Origin of the sequence: Paenibacillus zeirhizosphaerae, assembly GCF_030705605.1 — a bacterium.
Taxonomy (GTDB): Bacteria; Bacillota; Bacilli; order Paenibacillales; family Paenibacillaceae; genus Paenibacillus; species Paenibacillus zeirhizosphaerae.
Genome location: NZ_JAPCKK010000004.1, coordinates 39,228 through 54,571 on the forward strand (window position 1 = coordinate 39,228; position 15,344 = coordinate 54,571).

18 protein-coding genes are annotated in these 15,344 nt (G+C 53.3%); 16 read left to right on the forward strand and 2 right to left on the reverse strand.

The annotated features are described in order from the left end of the window. The first annotated feature begins 13 nt into the window (after positions 1 to 13). Both OIN60_RS02130 and OIN60_RS02135 read left to right on the forward strand, forming a co-directional pair. Positions 14 to 616 (forward strand): nitroreductase family protein, encoded by a 603-nt coding sequence (locus OIN60_RS02130; RefSeq protein ID WP_305753229.1) that lies wholly within the window; start codon positions 14 to 16, stop codon positions 614 to 616. Positions 617 to 720: 104 nt separating this feature from the next. Next, positions 721 to 1,086, forward strand: a complete 366-nt coding sequence (locus OIN60_RS02135) for an MmcQ/YjbR family DNA-binding protein (RefSeq protein WP_305753230.1) — start codon at positions 721 to 723, stop codon at positions 1,084 to 1,086. Between the two features lie 17 nt (positions 1,087 to 1,103). Here OIN60_RS02135 and OIN60_RS02140 read toward each other — a convergent pair whose 3' ends face one another. Beyond that, positions 1,104 to 1,796 carry a metal-dependent hydrolase gene (locus tag OIN60_RS02140; RefSeq protein WP_305753231.1) on the reverse strand — a complete coding sequence of 231 codons (693 nt, stop codon included), beginning with the start codon at positions 1,794 to 1,796 and terminating at the stop codon, positions 1,104 to 1,106. Positions 1,797 to 1,954: 158 nt separating this feature from the next. Between OIN60_RS02140 and OIN60_RS02145 the strand changes: the two genes are divergently transcribed. From OIN60_RS02145 to OIN60_RS02185, 9 genes are all read left to right on the forward strand, one after another. After that, positions 1,955 to 2,743, forward strand: coding sequence for a PaaX family transcriptional regulator C-terminal domain-containing protein (locus OIN60_RS02145; protein WP_305753232.1), 789 nt, complete (start codon positions 1,955 to 1,957; stop codon positions 2,741 to 2,743). Positions 2,744 to 2,848: 105 nt separating this feature from the next. Next, the gene (locus tag OIN60_RS02150; protein ID WP_305753233.1) at positions 2,849 to 4,093 is read left to right on the forward strand and encodes a stalk domain-containing protein; all 1,245 of its coding nucleotides are present in this window, start codon (positions 2,849 to 2,851) and stop codon (positions 4,091 to 4,093) included. 313 nt (positions 4,094 to 4,406) lie between these two features. Continuing rightward, complete coding sequence (locus OIN60_RS02155) at positions 4,407 to 6,023, forward strand: gamma-glutamyltransferase family protein (protein WP_305753234.1); 1,617 nt, start codon at positions 4,407 to 4,409, stop codon at positions 6,021 to 6,023. Between the two features lie 350 nt (positions 6,024 to 6,373). Further along, positions 6,374 to 7,396, forward strand: coding sequence for an LLM class flavin-dependent oxidoreductase (locus tag OIN60_RS02160; protein ID WP_305753235.1), 1,023 nt, complete (start codon positions 6,374 to 6,376; stop codon positions 7,394 to 7,396). 169 nt (positions 7,397 to 7,565) lie between these two features. Further along, entirely contained in the window at positions 7,566 to 8,153 is a 588-nt protein-coding gene (locus tag OIN60_RS02165) for a TetR/AcrR family transcriptional regulator (RefSeq protein ID WP_305753236.1), read from the forward strand. A 137-nt stretch (positions 8,154 to 8,290) separates the two neighbouring features. Then, a complete protein-coding gene (locus tag OIN60_RS02170; protein ID WP_305753237.1) occupies positions 8,291 to 8,398 on the forward strand; it encodes a YjcZ family sporulation protein in 108 nt (35 codons plus the stop codon). 33 nt (positions 8,399 to 8,431) lie between these two features. Further along, the gene (locus tag OIN60_RS02175) at positions 8,432 to 8,563 is read left to right on the forward strand and encodes a YjcZ family sporulation protein (RefSeq protein WP_305753238.1); all 132 of its coding nucleotides are present in this window, start codon (positions 8,432 to 8,434) and stop codon (positions 8,561 to 8,563) included. 115 nt (positions 8,564 to 8,678) lie between these two features. Then, positions 8,679 to 8,867 carry a hypothetical protein gene (locus OIN60_RS02180; RefSeq protein WP_305753239.1) on the forward strand — a complete coding sequence of 63 codons (189 nt, stop codon included), beginning with the start codon at positions 8,679 to 8,681 and terminating at the stop codon, positions 8,865 to 8,867. A 34-nt stretch (positions 8,868 to 8,901) separates the two neighbouring features. Next, positions 8,902 to 10,323 (forward strand): aldehyde dehydrogenase family protein, encoded by a 1,422-nt coding sequence (locus tag OIN60_RS02185; protein ID WP_305753240.1) that lies wholly within the window; start codon positions 8,902 to 8,904, stop codon positions 10,321 to 10,323. 182 nt (positions 10,324 to 10,505) lie between these two features. On the opposite strand, the gene msrC is transcribed toward OIN60_RS02185, so the two are convergent. Next, entirely contained in the window at positions 10,506 to 10,994 is a 489-nt protein-coding gene (msrC, locus tag OIN60_RS02190; protein ID WP_305753241.1) for a free L-methionine (R)-S-oxide reductase MsrC, read from the reverse strand. 230 nt (positions 10,995 to 11,224) lie between these two features. On the opposite strand from msrC, the gene OIN60_RS02195 reads away from it, so the two are divergent. The 5 genes from OIN60_RS02195 (at position 11,225) to OIN60_RS02215 (ending at position 15,331) form a co-directional block, all read left to right on the forward strand. Further along, complete coding sequence (locus tag OIN60_RS02195; protein WP_305753242.1) at positions 11,225 to 11,530, forward strand: hypothetical protein; 306 nt, start codon at positions 11,225 to 11,227, stop codon at positions 11,528 to 11,530. Between the two features lie 219 nt (positions 11,531 to 11,749). Next, positions 11,750 to 12,343, forward strand: a complete 594-nt coding sequence (locus OIN60_RS02200; protein ID WP_370872350.1) for a GNAT family N-acetyltransferase — start codon at positions 11,750 to 11,752, stop codon at positions 12,341 to 12,343. Continuing rightward, on the forward strand, positions 12,330 to 13,091 hold the full coding sequence (locus tag OIN60_RS02205) for an energy-coupling factor transporter transmembrane component T family protein (RefSeq protein ID WP_305753244.1): 762 nt from the start codon (positions 12,330 to 12,332) through the stop codon (positions 13,089 to 13,091). Before OIN60_RS02200 ends, OIN60_RS02205 begins: the two co-directional genes overlap by 14 nt. 157 nt (positions 13,092 to 13,248) lie before the next feature. Beyond that, on the forward strand, positions 13,249 to 13,833 hold the full coding sequence (locus OIN60_RS02210) for an ECF transporter S component (protein WP_305753245.1): 585 nt from the start codon (positions 13,249 to 13,251) through the stop codon (positions 13,831 to 13,833). Further along, a complete protein-coding gene (locus tag OIN60_RS02215; protein WP_305753246.1) occupies positions 13,826 to 15,331 on the forward strand; it encodes an ABC transporter ATP-binding protein in 1,506 nt (501 codons plus the stop codon). Before OIN60_RS02210 ends, OIN60_RS02215 begins: the two co-directional genes overlap by 8 nt. Positions 15,332 to 15,344 lie beyond the last annotated feature (13 nt).

The window sequence follows — 15,344 nt, forward strand, 5'->3', positions numbered from 1 at the left end:
GGAGGGAACACCCATGAGTAAAGATTTTTTCACTGCACTTAAAGACAGACGTTCTTACTATGGCATCAGCAAGGAATCGGTCATCTCGGATGCACGCATTCAGGAGATCGTGGAAGAGGCTGTGAAATACACGCCTTCTTCCTTCAACTCCCAAAGCGCCCGCGCTGTTGTGCTGCTCGGTGAACAGCATGACAAACTGTGGAACCATACGGAAGATATCCTGCGCGAGGTTGTAGGCGATGAGGCAGCATTTGCTTCTACAGCAGAGAAAATGGCAGCTTTCCGCAGCGGATACGGCACGGTGCTCTTCTTTGAAGATAATAATGTTGTAGCCGGGCTGCAGCAAAGCTTCCCGTCTTATGCCGACAACTTCCCGGTATGGGCCAACCAGTCGAACGGCATGCTTCAGCTTGTGGTCTGGACGGCGCTTGAACAGGAAGGGCTGGGCGCTTCGCTGCAGCATTACAATCCGCTGATCGACGAGAGAGTGAAGCAGGAGTGGAGCATTCCGGAAAGCTGGAGACTGATTGCCCAAATGCCTTTTGGCAAGCCTGTTGCACAGCCGGGAGAGAAGGAATTCAAGTCGCTTGCAGAACGTGTTAAAGTTGTGAAATAACTTTTCATATATAGCATGACAAAAAAGCGCCGAAGATAGGAATTCGGCGCTTTTTTGTGTACTATTATCGATAGGAGCAGCAAATTCATACAAGGAGGCAGTGCATGTATAAGAAGCTCAAGTCATACTGTCTGGAAAAAAAGGGAGCGGTCGAAACCTATCCCTTCGGCCCGTCTCCACTAGTGGTCAAGGTAGGGGGCAAAATATTCGCTCTCCTCACCGAAGAAGACGGAATCCCTTTCATTTCACTGAAATGTGATCCCGTCATCGCTGAAAATCTGAGGGAGCAGAATAAAGCCATCCGTCCCGGATACCATCTGAACAAGCAGCACTGGAACACCGTTACAGTTGACGGGTCTATACCAAAGTCCGAGCTGTATGCCATGATTGACCATTCCTATGAGCTTGTCCTGAAAGGCATGACCAAGGCGGCTCGTGCAGCCATAGAAGAGCGGCTCGTGCAGCCATAGAAGAGCGGCTTGTCTGATCAGATGTCGATCGATTCGCCCGGAGCGAGCACCTTGCCCTTCAGCCCTTTGGCTTCCAGTTGGGAGACGAAGGCTTCGGCATCCTGCTTGATTACCGGGAACGAGTTGTAATGCACAGGAATGACCAGCTTGGCATTGTACCACTCGGCTGCGAGCAGCGCGTCCTCCGGTCCCATGGTGTAATGGCCGCCGATCGGGATGAACGCAACATCAATGGAATAGCGTTCACCGAACATTTTCATGTCACTGAACAGCCCTGTGTCGCCTGCATGAAGGATCGTCCTGCCTTCAGCCTGTACAATATAACCACCAGGCTGACCGCCGTATATAATCGTCTGATTCTCTTCATCCACAATACCTGAGGTGTGGAAGGCGTGAATCATTTTGGCAGTTGCGAATCCAAGGTCATAGGTGCCTCCGATGTTCATGCCGACCGTGTTCAGCCCTTTCCAGGACATGTAGGTTGCAAGCTCGACGTTGGCAATGACCGGAATGCCGTTATTCGCTTTGGCGATCGGCTCGGCGTCCAGAATATGATCCATATGAGCGTGGGTCAGCAGAATGGCGTCGGTCTTGATGTCCTCCGGTTGGGTAACCGCCAGCTCGTTGCCGCTGAGAAAAGGATCAATCACGAGCGATTTGCCGCCTGCCGTGATTTGAATGGATGAATGTCCGTGATAGATTAATTGCATGTCGGTTCACTCCTTATACATAGTAGAATCATTGAAGGTCTGAGCGTTTAGTTGTTCTAGGGTGAATTTTAAGTCTTTCAGATATATCATAAACAATAACGATCGTACATGTTTAAGATATATTTTAAGGTATTCCGTGTCAAGCAGGGGGTCATCTTTTGTTATCGGTTGAGAAGCAAATGCTGTTCTTAATGTCTCGTACAGAGAAAATGAATATTCAGGATTTGCTGCGCATCTATGAAAAACGCGGCTATGCCCCTACCTACATCCGCAGCTCCTTGTCCAGGCTGAAAAAAGGGGGATACGTTATTTCTCCATCCCGCTCCATGTATCGGATTACCGATATTGGCCGGTCGTTTGTAACCTCCATTAACGGCAAGCCACAGCGGGTTAGGGAAGCGTGGGACGGGCGCTGGCACATTGTGATGGCGGGAGTGCCGGAAGAACAGCGTAGAAAGAGGGATGCCCTGCGTGTTGGACTGCTGCAGTTTGGCTTTGGGATGCTGTATAACGGGGTGTACGTTAATCCGTGGAATAATGCACAGGAGGTAGGCAGCCTGGTCGATAGCCTGGAATTATCCGGCTGTGTAACCTGCGTTAGCGGCTCGATGGAAATCGGGTCCATTACATCGCAGCATGCGGAGAAAATATGGCAGCTTGATAAGGTGGCCGCTCTGTATCATGACAAATGGCAGTGGTACAAGAGCGAATTCGAGCCGCTCCTGCGGCGGGCAGATGTGCAGGAGGACGCCGCTTTGGAGCTGTTCTTGCTGTATCTGTCCATCGGGGAGTCGATTAGCGATTTGTTCCTGCTGGATCCGATGCTGCCCGCAGAGCTGCTGTCCCCGGAGTGGGAGGAGCATCACGCTAAGCTGGAACAGATGATGGAGACTCATCGGCAATTGGCCGGACGCATTCCAGATTTGAAAAGCGTCTGGCCGAGCTAGGAGGTACCGCAGCAGGCAAATTACAGGTGGAAAATCTGTCCTATTTTGATAGAGTAATAGGGAGGGGGAAGTATCCTTCCAATTCAAAAAATAGGGAGAATGTCCATGAAACAGAGGCACAAATGGATTCTATGCTCCGCCTTGCTGCTCGGGTTCGGGGGGACCGGCACGTTGGCGGGAAATGCGGGAGCAGCAGGTGTAGGCATTATGCTAGACGGTTATCCGCTTCCTTTTCCGGTGGAACCGAAGGTCATGCAAGGTACGACCATGGTTCCTTTCCGCGCTATCTCGGAAGCGCTTGGCATTCAAGTCGTATGGAATCAGGTTGCACAAACGATTACCGCCACAAAGCAGGGGGAGGGAGGAACACAGCAGGTTGTACTTGCCATGGGGAGCCAAACAGCCCAGGCAGGAGGGCAAAATGTTCAGCTCCCCGTTGCTCCGCAAATGATCAGCGGCACGACCATGATCCCGCTCAGCTTCTTCAGCCAGCAGTTTGGTGCGGAGGTGTCCTGGAACCAGGGGACCAAGACGGTCTCGATTACGTCGCCTAAGGAGGAGTTGTACACGGTTGGTTTCTACGCCTTGTCTTCTTACAGCGAGATCAGCCGGGTTCCTGAATTTGACTCAGTAGCCTTCGGCTGGAGCCGCATTGGCACGGATGGGGGCTTTACGACGGGAGCAAAGGAATATGGATGGCCACAAGCGGCCGGGGACATCACACCTGAAACTATCATTCAGAATACTTCGGCACAAGGGACGGCCCCTTATCTAATGGTGTATTCGGTCGATGGTAATCTGGAACTGACCAAAAATTTGGAGGACAAGCAGCTACAGGAGCAGACTGTGACGCAAATGGTTAGTACGGCAACAGAGAAAGGATTTAAGGGAATTGCACTGGACCTGGAAGGCTTGGGCTGGAGCGGAGATAAAGCGAAGGCACGCTCGGATTACAATGCTTTTGTCAAAAATCTGGCCTCCCGCGCCCATCAGGCCGGCTTGAAGCTGACGGTTATTCTTCATCCGTTGAACAGCGCGTATACAGGCTATGATTATGGAACTTTGGGCAAGCTTGCTGATGAACTCATTATTATGGCTTATGCTTATGGAGACGAGAAGAGCCCTGAGCCTGCGGCAAAGGTGGACGAAGCGATACGGCTGGCACTAAAGGAGACAGGGAAGGACAAGCTGGTGCTCGGGATTTCCGTGGCCAGTGAGAACAAGCAGTCGGTCAACACCAAAATCGGACTGGCGAAGCGCTATGACCTGAAGGGAATTGCCGTTTGGAGGCTTGGACTGATTGGACAGGATGTCTGGGATGAAATGAACGAGTCCATTGATTTCAAATAACTGACAAATTGACAACTTCTCATGTAAGGTATAGAATTCAAAGAACAAATCGTTTACGTCAATTCATCATGATTCTACAACAAGTGACGTAGACGATTTTGTTCTAACGACATCAAGGAGCTGTAGCAGGTTCATCCTGCTGCGGCTCCTTTCTTCGTAATTGTAGGTATGGACCGCAAGCTGACACTAAATAAGTAAATGGGTGTCAGTTTTTTTGTGTTTTTTTGTCGGAAAGCGTTGATTCAACTGAGTTTCTGGATTATTATGTAAAAAATGAGTCGAGTAGAAAAATATATGAATGGAAGTGAATGTTATGATACCGTTCGATCCATTATCTTACCCTTATCCATCGCAGCGAAACGCCGTTTATGCACGCAACGGGATGGTGGCTGCTTCCCAGCCTCTCGCCGCACAGGCCGGTCTGGATATTCTTAAGAAGGGCGGAAATGCTATAGATGCAGCGATAGCGACTGCGGCATGCCTTACGGTCGTTGAACCGACATCCAATGGCATCGGCGGTGACGCCTTTGCCATCGTGTGGACGAAGGACGATACAATGCATGGACTGAACGCAAGCGGCCCTGCCCCGCAAGGCATCTCGATCGAGGTGGTGAAGCAGGCGGGACATGATAAAATGCCTGCCTACGGATGGCTGCCGGTAACCGTACCGGGGGGGCCTTCGGCATGGAGGGCCTTGTCGGACCGGTTCGGCAAGCTCCCATTGACAGAGGTGCTAAAGCCGGCAATCGACTATGCCGAGCACGGATTCCCGATTTCCCCGACACTGGGTCATTACTGGGGTCTGGGATACCGCCGCTTCGCGGAGGCGCTGAAAGGACCCGAGTTTGCAGGCTGGTTCGACACGTTTGCGCCGGAAGGCAGGGCACCGCGCATCGGGGAGATTTGGAAGTCGCCGGGGCACGCGGCTACACTTCGCAGCATTGCCGAGACCGACGCCGAATCGTTCTACCGTGGAGCGCTGGCCGAGCAGATTGACGCGTTCTCCAGAGAGCACGGAGGTTTCCTGCGTAAGGAGGATCTTGCGGCCTATTATCCTGAATGGGTCGATCTGATTTCCGTAAACTACAAAGGTTATGATGTGTGGGAAATTCCGCCGAACGGGCAGGGATTGGTCGCACTGCTGGCCCTGAATATTTTGAATGGATACGATTTCTCTGCCCGAGATGCCGTGGATACGCATCACAAGCAGATGGAAGCGATAAAGCTGGCGTTTGCGGATGGACTTAAATATATTACACAGCATGACAAAATGAATGTGAGTGTAGAGGAATTGCTGTCCTCAGCCTATGCAGAGGCGCGCCGGTCCCTGATCGGTGAGGAAGCATTGCTGCCAGAGCCGGGCGAGCCGGTACGCAGCGGAACGGTTTATCTGGCTGCGGCAGATGGCGAAGGTAATATGATTTCTTATATACAGAGCAACTATATGGGATTCGGGTCAGGTATCGTCATTCCCGGCACCGGTATCGGGCTCCAGAACCGTGGCCATTCCTTCTCGCTGGATCCGTCCCACGATAACCGTTTGGAGCCGGGCAAGCAAACCTACCATACGATTATTCCTGGATTCCTTACAAAGGATGGTAAGGCTCTCGGCCCATTTGGCGTCATGGGTGGTTTCATGCAGCCCCAAGGGCATATGCAGGTGGTCATGAATATGGTGGATTTCCAGTTAAATCCACAGGCTGCGCTGGATGCACCGCGCTGGCAGTGGATTGAGGGCAAGACGATTGAGATTGAGCCGTCGTTCCCCGAGCATCTGGCCCAAAGTCTCATACGCAAAGGGCATCAGATCAAGCGGGCGAGCGGTGTCGGAGGCTTTGGACGCGGGCAAATTATACTGCGCGATCAGGACAGTGGTGTGTTGATCGGCGGGACGGAGTGGCGTACGGACGGGACGGTAGCCGCATGGTAGCACTAATGGGAGCAAAGGACCTCATCCTCCACTTGTGGAAGAGGTCCTTTTGCCTATTTTGGGGTAGGTGGGGGTAAGCCCCTTTGTGGCTTCGTATAATACGGCGCAAAAAAACTCCAGATACGCATGTACCTGGAGGAGAAAAAAAGGTTATGACACTTATTAGTATACTAAAGTATATCAATTTAGTATATACAATTTTGGATGATTTTATATGCATATAGTCTGTTATTTTGCGTGGCGTTGCGAATACTGCTTCTTGCGTTATGAACCAAAAAAGCGGATATTATAGTATAGGTAATTTAATTTTGTGAAATTACCTTGAACACGTAGAAATGGAGGCCTGAACGATGTCTGAACATAGATCGCCGAAAGGCAATTCACTGCAAAATGTCAAAGTATCTGTACTGGATCTGGCACCGATCGTAGTTGATGGATCGGCGGCGGAGGCGCTGCGCAACAGCCTGGACCTCGCACAGCATACCGAACGTTGGGGGTACCATCGGTATTGGGTCGCTGAACACCACAACATGCCGGGGATCGCGAGCTCAGCCACCTCAGTGGTCATCGGCCATATTGCCGGCGGCACATCCACGATCCGGGTGGGTTCCGGGGGGATTATGCTGCCGAACCATGCGCCGCTGGTCATAGCCGAGCAGTTCGGTACGCTGGAGTCGCTTTATCCGGGTCGGATCGACCTGGGGCTGGGCAGAGCACCTGGCAGTGACAGGAGAACGACGCTGGCGCTGCGCAGAGAGCTGGATAGCGGGGAGGATTTTCCCGAGTTGCTGGATGAGCTGATGGCTTATTTTGATCCGTCGGCCACGTCTTATCATGCCCCGGTGCGGGCTGTTCCCGGAGAAGGGCTGAATATCCCGATATGGCTGCTCGGCTCCAGCGACTTCAGCGCTAGGCTCGCCGGTCGGAAGGGGCTGCCGTTTGCGTTTGCCGGCCACTTCTCGCCTGACTATATCCAGCGTGCGCTGCAGACTTACCGGAGCAGCTTCCAGCCGTCTGCTGTTCTGCAGGAGCCTTATGTCATGGTAGGCGTTAATGCCATGGCCGCAGATACGGATGAACAGGCTGAATGGCTGGGCACGACCATGCAGCAGCAGTTTCTGAACATCATCCGGGGCAAAACCGGACAGGTTCAGCCGCCTGCCGATATGGAAGGACGCTGGAGCGAGTATGAGAAATCCGTCGTAGAAAAGCAGTTAAAATCCACCATGAAGGGCGGGCCGGAGAAGGTGCGCGGCCAGTTGGAGGCTTTTATCGCGGAAACCAACGCGGATGAGCTTATTATTAATTCCATGATGTTTGATCATAAGGATCGCCTAAGATCTTATGAGATTATCAGTGATATTATGAAATAATTCCGTTGAAAAGCTTGCGGATCCCTGTCTGAAGGAAGAGCATCAGACAGGGATTTTGTATTTACAAAAGCCGGCTGCGTTGATTCTACACCGTGCTTCGATAACCTTGACCTGAGCCGTCGATAACCGTATAATACGATTCAATTTGTGCATAAAGGAGAGGACTCACTTGCGTAAAAAAGGCACGAATGGAAAAGAGAGTCGACGGCGCCTGCTTGATGCGGCTGCTGAAGAATTTGCCCTGAGCGGTTTCTACCAGACCAAGGTTAGCTCTATCGTAGCCCGTGCCGGTGTGACCCAGCCTGCCTTCTACCTGTATTTCGAGAGCAAGGAAGAGGTCTTCGCCGAGCTTGTGGACGAATTCCAGTCGCAATTGAGTGAGTTAGTAGAGAACAGCCGGCTTGAGCCCGGTAAAGCAATACATGACGTGCGTAATGAAGTGCAGACCGCGCTTGTCAACGGGTTTCGTTTTTTGTCAGGAAATCCTGCATTAACGAGGATCGGCTTTTTCCAGTCTAGGGAATCGGTTCATATCAAGGCCAAGCTGGCCATGATGCTGGAGGAGAAGATGGAGCTGGAACGGGAAGCGGGTTATTTTCGTACCGATGTGGATCTCAGCTTTGCGGCCGAGGCCCTGATTGGCATTATGGAGCGGCTGACCTTAACCAAGCTGCTTCCGGGAAGGGATGACCCTGTTCATTTGGCGGAGCAGACCCGCCTTCTGCTGTTTAATGGTCTCCTGTTAAACGGGGATTAGCATATATTAAAGCATAACGACTTGGGCTATGCTCTACTTCGTTTAAAAATAGGCGGCAAGGAGGGCTATTCGCCCCGTTCGTTTGTCTATATAAGCGCATATGATGCCTATGTAAACGATGGAAGGGAGGAATTAGCATGTCGGCTGTAGCTGCAGGTATGGGGTACGGTGGCTTTACATCTACTGGTGCAATCCTGGTGCTTTTTATATTGTTGGTAATTATCTCCAAAGCTTTCTTGATCTAAACGGGAAACCGGTTTGGAAAGGAGGTCGAGCAAATGAGCGCATGTAAAGGCGTAGGGTACGGCGCGGGGTACGGTGCTGGGTACGGCGGTGTCTGGACTTCCACAGGTGTAATTCTGGTTCTCTTCATCCTGCTGGTGATCATCTCCCGCACTTTCTTTATATAAATCCAAATATGTAACTCTTTAACATTGTAATGCAATGTTAAGGATAAGCTCTGGCGCTAACTGGCGTCAGAGCTTTTTTCTGTGTCTGAGCGTGCGCGTTCTATGCTTGTTCAAAATGGATAAAGTAGTGAAGGAGTACGGCCTGTCGGATCAGCTTCTCTATGGCTGGCTACAAAATTGTCTGAATGGTATGCTGCAGAGGACACCGTTTTATTTCGGAGTGCTGATGGTTCTGCTCGGTGTTGTGGTACTTATGATCCGCAATCATCATGTGCATCAGCTCCGAATGGAGCTGGGTCACTAACCCGGAGGGCCGGGAAGGGAGAGGAGAACATTCTATGAAGCAGGATTTATATATTAACGGCCGTAGAGTGGAAACCAGAGAATACCGGACGCTTTGCTCGCCGTACAGCGGGGAGGTTATAGCTGAAGTCGCGGAGGCCTCTGCCGAAGATGTTGATGCAGCCGTGCAGGCTGCAGTGGAAGCGAAGTCGGTCATGCGTTCGCTGCCGGCTCACCGCCGCGCCGCAATCCTGGAAAAGCTGGCCATGCTCCTGGAGGAACGAAAGGATGAGGCTGCACGCCTGATAGCGCTGGAAGCTGCCAAGCCTATGAAGACGGCCTTAGCCGAAATAGACCGGACTGTGCAGACCTACAAGTTCGCGGCGGAGGAAGCCAAGCGCATCCATGGCGAGACGGTTCCCATGGATGCCGCACCGGGAGGGGAAGGCCGGTTGGCATACACAGTGAAGGAGCCTATCGGTGTGGTAGCGGCTATTACGCCGTTTAATTTTCCGATGAATCTGGTTGCCCACAAGGTTGGCCCGGCTATTGCAGCCGGTAATACCGTTGTACTCAAGCCTGCGGAGCAGACGCCATTGTCTGCTTATCTGCTGGCCGAGCTGCTTGAGGAGGCTGGACTGCCCGCCGGGGCCTTGAACGTTGTGAGCGGCGACGGAAGAGTGGCTGGTGACAGGCTGGTTACGGACTTGCGCGTCAACTTCGTCACTTTTACAGGCAGTCCTGCCGTAGGAACGGAGATTCGCGCCAAAGCGGGGCTGAAGCGTGTTACGCTTGAGCTAGGCTCCAACTCTGCCGTAATTATCGACAGCAGCACGGACATCGATGCTATTGTGTCCCGTTGTGTCAGCGGAGCGTTCACCAATCAGGGGCAGGTATGCATCTCCCTGCAAAGGATTTACGTGCTGGCAGACCGCTATGATGAATTCACGGACAAATTTGTTCAGACGGCGCAGAAGCTGCGCATGGGAGATCCGTTAGATCCGGATACGGATGTATCCGCCCTCATCTCTGCCAAGGATGTGCAGCGGGTGCAGGAATGGATCGGGGAAGCGGTTAACAACGGGGCTATCGTTGCACTTGGCGGTGAAGCCGCTGGCTCAATACTGAACCCAACGGTGCTGCTGCAGGTCGATCCACAGGCAAGTGTGTCCTGTCGTGAAGTATTCGCGCCGCTTGTGGTGATAGAACGCGTGTCTTCCGTAGATGAGGCTGTGGGCAAAGTTAATGATTCCATCTACGGCCTTCAGGCGGGAATTTATACAAAGGATATTGCTACAGCTCTTAACGCGGCAGACAGACTGCATGTCGGCGGAGTGATGATCAACGATATTCCGACCTTCCGTGTCGATCATATGCCGTACGGCGGCGTCAAGCAAAGCGGCATCGGCCGCGAGGGTGTCAAGTATGCAGTTGAAGAAATGCTGGAAGTGAAGCTGATTGTGATCAATCGTCAGTAAAAATGCAAGCATATAGTCAAGTAATTGCAGGTGCTTTGGGCTGTGCTGTTATGTGGGATTAGTTAATAAACAGAAAAGTGGCTGCCCGAAAGCACTTCATGCTTTGATGGACAGCCACTTCGTTGTCAGCGGAGATGAAAAATTGTATAATCGCAAAAATTATGGTAGACGTTTTTCTTACTTCAGCCGATCTGAAGCTGCGCTGTGAGAATCTCTGCAAACTGCTCCAGAAAGGCCTGATCCTCGCTATCGAATCTGCCTTTGAGCGGGCTGTCGATATCCATAACGCCGATCAGTTCTCCACCCTGGATGAGCGGAATGACGATTTCACTGTTGGAGGCGGCGTCACAGGCAATATGACCAGGGAACTTATGCACGTCCTCCACAACAATCGTCCGGCGTTCAGCAGCCGCTGTGCCGCATACACCACGCCCCAATGGAATTCGGATGCAGGCAGGAAGGCCCTGGAAAGGTCCGAGGACCAGCTCTTTGCCGTCAAACAGATAAAACCCTGTCCAGTTGACATCCTGCAGAAAGTGCGAGAGCAGCGAGGATGCATTAGCCAGGTTGGCTATATTGTTCGTTTCGTCATGGATCAGTCCTTTGAGCTGACTCAATACCGAGGCGTATTGCTCAGCACGTGTCCCTTCGTAGGGCATTGCTTGAAACATGATTATCTCACTCCTGTCTTTCCATAGCTGGACATTCATAACATGCTGGTTGGGGAACATATGCTCTGTCTACCAGCGGTTAATTAGTTTAAGATATAATGTTTTGCCCGCTCTCGTCAAGAGGAAAGGTCTAAGAAATATACCATGGGAGACGTGCTTTGTTTCTGCTCCGTGCCGGAAGGGTAAGTAACTGTAAATAACGGGCCTAAAGCCGGAGAGGAGAACTAACCATGCATGCAGAGGTACAAAATCTCTTTTTACGCATCCATATGCTGTATTTTGCACAACAACAGGATTTGACTGTGAGAGATATCCAGCCTGTTCTGGAGGAACGGGGATACCGAGTGGGTGAGCGTGAGGTTAAGCAGGAGCTTGAGCATCTGACACAGGAAAACTTCCTGACTGCCCATGACGACCAATTCAGCATTACAGGTACGGGAATCGAGGAATTAAAGGAGATCCGAAATGTATTGGGCTTGCTGTGCAGTGAAGTGGTGGAGGGAGCGGGGAAACCATTGTCGGGCATATCTTCGTAGGAGGACAGGACAAGTTCCGTTTTATAAAAGCACATATAAAAGCACATATAAAAGCACATTCTTAAAGCCGGGGAAGGTATGCGTATACCGCTCCGTATCTGAGGATGTGCTTTCTATTTTCCCCGGAGTACCGAGTTGTATTTCCATACGGCCTATGCTTCAATGTTAGAAAGTACAAGGTTAGAAAGTACAAGCGGTGTACCGGAAGTGGGAGGAAAGATGGCCATGTATGAATGCAAGGGGAACATTCCTATATTGCAGGGCAGCCGAGTCCGGCTGCGCAAAATGGAGGCGAAGGATGCGCGACAGGTATTCACGTTCTGGTCGGACTGTGAAGTCACGCGTTATATGAATATAGAATCTATGTCCGCACCGGAGGATGCGGAAGATATGATTCTGCTGCTGAACCGGCTGTCCCGTTCAGAGGACGCGATCCGTTGGGGTATCGAGCTGAAGGAGAACGGTGAATTGATCGGAAGCTGCGGGTTTAATCACTGGCAATTGGATGGAGCCTTTAAGGGGGAAATCGGATATGAGCTGTCCCGACTGCACTGGAGAAAGGGGTATATGTCCGAAGTGCTGGGACTGCTGCATGCCTTCGGATTCGAGACGATGAGGCTGAATCGGATAGAAGCGATGGTTGATCCGCGCAACGAGCCGTCACAGCGTCTGCTGGAAGCCTTCGGCTGGACCCGGGAAGGACTGCTTCGACAGGTTCAGTACACGTCAACAGGCTACAAAGATATGCTCATCTATTCGCTGCTGTACGAAGAATGGTTAAGGAAGGAGAAGGGTGCTTATGCGAATTCCTGACCATACTAGCGGGGCCTATCCTCTTCATGCCGTCGGTCCGCTCAGCAAGCTTGTCATGCTCATCAGTGTCAGTCTGCTCGGCATGGTATGGAATACGGTGCTGCTGCAGGCTGTGCTGCTCATGGTGCTGATTCTGGCGGCCAGGCTGCTGGCCGGAGTCTCCCTTCCACGGCAGTTCAAGGCCATGTCCTTTCTCGTATGGATGGGCCTTCCTTATTTCGTCCTGACCCTGCTGGCTGTCCGCACAGGCAGTGTGTGGCGGGAGTGGGGGCCACTAGTGATCACATATGAAGGCTGGAATACGGCAGGGGCTCTGACCTTGCGCATGTTCGTTCTATTTCTAGCCTCGTTCATCTATATTGCGACCACGAATCCGCGCGATTTCGTACAGGCGGTTCACCAGAGGCTGAGAGTGCCGTATCGGTTCGCTTTCGGCCTTTCCATCGCGCTGACATTTCTCCCGCTGCTGGAGGAGGAAGGTAAGGTCATCGCTGCGGCGCGGCGTGTACGTGGAAGCAAGCCACCGCGCGGTCTGGGCGGCAAAGCACGCTGGTGGGGGGGCTACGCCCAGGCGGTGCTGGTGAACGCGATCCGGCGTGTGCAGCAGACAGCATCGGCTATGGAGGGCCGCGGGTTCGGTGCCTACACCGACAGAACGTATCTGAGACCAGTCAAGGCTTCTCCAGCCGGATTAGGGTGGGCATCGGCGCTGGCGGCCACAGCGCTGATGCTGGCATGGGCGGTTTGAGCCTGGAGCCGGTCAAGCTCTGTCTCGTGAGCATGAGGGGATTTGTGCGACTTCATTGTCAACCTAGTTCATTCTAAAATGGTTGACAATAAAACAGGCTTGTCATACCCTATGAAAGAGAATTTTTAGAAAATAGGGAGATAAGGAGCGGCATTTTATGAAAAAAATTCGTTTTTCAGCATTTACTACGTTTGACATTGTTCTGATGGCGATGCTCGCCACAGCAAATGGGGCGATGACCTTTTATCTGTCTGTTGTGAACAAGACGCTGAATAGCCTTGGCGGCCCGGTGGCTACCTCCTCCATTGTCGGGCTGTATATGATCTACGGTCTGCTGGCTTATTACATCATTCGCAAGCCTGGCACGGCTGTGATCACTTATGCGTTCGGGGCGCTTGTCCAATCGTTCATGGGAACAGCTTACGGCTTCATGTCGGCGATTGCGGCGGCGCTCTGCTACATGATTGCAGCCGAGCTGGTCTTTGCCCTGATGCGCCACAAGGTGTGGAATACGGGGGCGCTCATGCTTGTCGGCGGCGCGATGGTTCCGATTTGGTTTATCGTAGCGGCCTATATGTTCGGTTATACGAGCTGGGGCTGGCAGGTGCTTGCGATTGCGTTTGTGGTGCGTTTAGTCAGCGGGGTGCTGCTGTGCGGATTGCTAACCAAATGGCTTGGTGACGCGCTCGGCCGCACAGGTCTGCTGCGTCGTTATGCCTGGAGCCGTGACCAGCGTGCCTGAATTGAAGGAGAATAACGGGGGACCTGCCGACGGTACCGGCATGTCCCCCGTTATTGTGATGAATCAATTGAGTTACCATTATGACGGAGAGCAGTTGGCTGCCCTTAGTGAATTGACGCTGTCGATTAGGGGCGGTGAGCATACAGCTATTATCGGGGCCAGTGGTAGCGGGAAGTCGACCCTTTGCCAGCTCCTTAACGGCACACTGTCCCGGGCAGGTCTGGGGGAACGGATGGGGAGGCTGACCGTATTTGGGCAAGATCCAGCTGAGGCTGAGATTGCCGTGGTCTCTTCGGCTGCAGGCGTGGTCCTGCAGGACCCGGATGCGCAACTGATCCGTGAAACGGTAGAGGATGAGGTGGCCTTTGGGCCGGAGAACCTGTGCGTGTCTCCGGACGAGATCGAGCGTCGCCTGGTAGGGGCGCTGGAGACGGTCGGACTGGCCGCTGAGCGCCAGTCCCGGGTGCGCCGCCTTTCAGGCGGACAGCGCCAGCGCACAGGCATCGCGGCGGTGCTCGCGCTGCAGCCGCGGCTCGTCGTATTTGACGACGCCGCGGCGAACCTGGACCCGCCGGCCCGGCACGATTTCGTGCGCCTCTGCCGGCGGCTCCGGGACGAGGGCCGGACGGTCGTCACCGCGTCCGGCCGCATGGACGAGACCGCGCGGGCTGCCGAGCGCGTCATCGTCCTGGCTGGCGGGGCCGTGCTGCTTGACGGCCCGCCGGGGGAGCTGCTGCGCTCCCATGGCGCGCAGCTTGCCGCCCTTGGGCTGCTGCCCTCACCACATGAGGGCAGGCCTGCTGACGAGGTCCTTGCGCAGCGGACCTCGGGCGCTCCCCTGCTGGAGGTGAAGGAATTGTCCTTCACCTATCCGGGGAGCCGCCGGCCAGTGCTGGCCGGCACAAGCTTTGCGCTGGCGGCGGGCGAAACCGTCGTGCTGCTGGGCGAGAACGGTACAGGTAAGACGACGCTTGGCAAGCTGCTGATGGGCCTGCTGCCCGTGCCACGCGGTCGCTTGTTCTGGAGGGGAGCCGATATGGCGAAGCTCCCTGTGTGGAAGCTGGCCGCAGAGATCGGCTATGTATTCCAGCAGCCGGAGTACCAATTCGCCGCTGCGACTGTGTGGGAGGAATGTCTCTACAGTGTCCGTGCGTTTTTGGGCCTGCGCAGGCATGAGAGCGTTCCTGCGCGGTATGAGCGGCGGGCGTCTGAACTGCTGGGCAGGATCGGCCTGCAGGACAAGCTGCAGGCCTCACCTTACCTGCTAAGCGGCGGAGAGAAAAGACTGCTCAGCACAGCCGCTCAATTTGTTCTCCCGAGAACGCTGTATATCCTGGATGAACCAACGGCCGGAACCGATTATAAGGGAACTGCGGCGTTCATGAGACTGTGCAGGGAACAATCGGAGGCAGGGGCAGCCCTCCTCGTTATTACACATGATTCCGAGCTGGCGAATGCGCTTCCCGACCGTACGCTGCGGTTGACAAAGCTTCAGTAAACCTCCAAAATAT

What these genes read in the sequence shown, in the direction of transcription:
- OIN60_RS02160 (WP_305753235.1), top strand. Translation starts at nt 6,374, where the DNA reads ATGTCTGAACATAGATCGCCGAAAGGCAATTCACTGCAAAATGTCAAA.
- msrC (WP_305753241.1), bottom strand. Translation starts at nt 10,994, where the DNA reads ATGTTTCAAGCAATGCCCTACGAAGGGACACGTGCTGAGCAATACGCC.
- OIN60_RS02210 (WP_305753245.1), top strand. Translation starts at nt 13,249, where the DNA reads ATGAAAAAAATTCGTTTTTCAGCATTTACTACGTTTGACATTGTTCTG.
- OIN60_RS02130 (WP_305753229.1), top strand. Translation starts at nt 14, where the DNA reads ATGAGTAAAGATTTTTTCACTGCACTTAAAGACAGACGTTCTTACTAT.
- OIN60_RS02185 (WP_305753240.1), top strand. Translation starts at nt 8,902, where the DNA reads ATGAAGCAGGATTTATATATTAACGGCCGTAGAGTGGAAACCAGAGAA.
- OIN60_RS02205 (WP_305753244.1), top strand. Translation starts at nt 12,330, where the DNA reads ATGCGAATTCCTGACCATACTAGCGGGGCCTATCCTCTTCATGCCGTC.
- OIN60_RS02175 (WP_305753238.1), top strand. Translation starts at nt 8,432, where the DNA reads ATGAGCGCATGTAAAGGCGTAGGGTACGGCGCGGGGTACGGTGCTGGG.
- OIN60_RS02140 (WP_305753231.1), bottom strand. Translation starts at nt 1,796, where the DNA reads ATGCAATTAATCTATCACGGACATTCATCCATTCAAATCACGGCAGGC.
- OIN60_RS02200 (WP_370872350.1), top strand. Translation starts at nt 11,750, where the DNA reads ATGGCCATGTATGAATGCAAGGGGAACATTCCTATATTGCAGGGCAGC.
- OIN60_RS02150 (WP_305753233.1), top strand. Translation starts at nt 2,849, where the DNA reads ATGAAACAGAGGCACAAATGGATTCTATGCTCCGCCTTGCTGCTCGGG.
- OIN60_RS02195 (WP_305753242.1), top strand. Translation starts at nt 11,225, where the DNA reads ATGCATGCAGAGGTACAAAATCTCTTTTTACGCATCCATATGCTGTAT.
- OIN60_RS02180 (WP_305753239.1), top strand. Translation starts at nt 8,679, where the DNA reads ATGGATAAAGTAGTGAAGGAGTACGGCCTGTCGGATCAGCTTCTCTAT.
- OIN60_RS02135 (WP_305753230.1), top strand. Translation starts at nt 721, where the DNA reads ATGTATAAGAAGCTCAAGTCATACTGTCTGGAAAAAAAGGGAGCGGTC.
- OIN60_RS02155 (WP_305753234.1), top strand. Translation starts at nt 4,407, where the DNA reads ATGATACCGTTCGATCCATTATCTTACCCTTATCCATCGCAGCGAAAC.
- OIN60_RS02170 (WP_305753237.1), top strand. Translation starts at nt 8,291, where the DNA reads ATGTCGGCTGTAGCTGCAGGTATGGGGTACGGTGGCTTTACATCTACT.